Consider the following 1,096-nt stretch of genomic DNA (forward strand, 5'->3'; position numbering starts at 1 on the left):
CCCCGCACCACGTCCAGGTCGATCGCGTCGTCGACCTCCCCGCAGCCCACCGTCGCCGGCACCACCCCGTGGTGCAGCGTGAGCACCGCGGCGACCGCCTCCACCCCGCCCGCGGCCCCCTGAAGGTGCCCCAGGTGCCCCTTCAGGGCCGTGACCGGCACATCCCGCCGTCCGAGCACGCCCCGCAGCGCCCGGGCCTCCGCGAGGTCGCCGTCGACCGTGGCGGTGGCGTGCGCGTTGACGTGGACCACGTCCGCCATCCGGCCCCCCGCGTCCCGCACGGCCCGCCGCAGCGCGAGCGCGATGCCGTCGCCGGACGGATCCGGCGCCGCGACGTGGTGGGCGTCGGCGGACAGCCCCCACCCGGCGGCCTCGCAGTAGACACGGGCCCCACGGGCGCGCGCGTGCTCCTCGGACTCCAGGACGAGCACCCCCGCCCCCTCCCCGTTGACGAACCCGTCACGGCCCTTGGCGAACGGGTGCGACGGCGAGCCGTCGGCCGGATCCCCCTCCGCCAGCGCCCGCATCGCCGCGAAGGACGCCATGATCGCCGGTGTCACGACCGCCTCGGCACCGCCCGCGAGGGCGACGTCGACCCGCCCGTACCGGATGCGGTCGACCGCCTGCCCGATCGCCTCGGTCCCGGAGGCGCACGCGCTGGTCACGGTGCGCGCCTCACCGGTGATGTGCAGGTCGAGGGAGACCTGCGAGGCCGCCTGCGAGGGCACCGTCATCGGCGTGGTCAGCGGTGGGACACCGCGCGGCCCCTTCTCCCGCAGCTTCCGGTCCCCGCCGACCAGCACCGACGCGTCCCCGAGGATGGCGCCGAGGCTCACCCCGACCCGCTCCGGATCGAGCCCGCTCTCGCGCGTACCGCCGTCCGCGTACCCCGCGTCGGCCCACGCCTCCCGCGCCGCCAGCACGGCGAACTGCGCGGCCCGGTTCATCCGCCGCGCCGCCCGGCGGGGCAGCAGCCCGGCCGGATCCACCGGCACGGTCCCGGCGATCCGCACCGGCAGCCCGTCGAACTCCTCGCCCGTCAGCTCCCGTATGCCGTGCCGTCCTTCGAGCAGCCCCTGCCACAACTCGCCCGCAC

1 protein-coding gene is annotated in these 1,096 nt (G+C 77.2%); it reads right to left on the minus strand.

From position 1 onward, the window contains the following. A partial coding sequence (locus B7767_RS42150) for a beta-ketoacyl synthase (RefSeq protein ID WP_256923783.1) occupies positions 1 to 1,096 on the minus strand: 1,096 nt, incomplete at both ends.

The organism is Streptomyces sp. 13-12-16 (genome assembly GCF_002114215.1).
GTDB lineage: Bacteria > Actinomycetota > Actinomycetes > Streptomycetales > Streptomycetaceae > Streptomyces.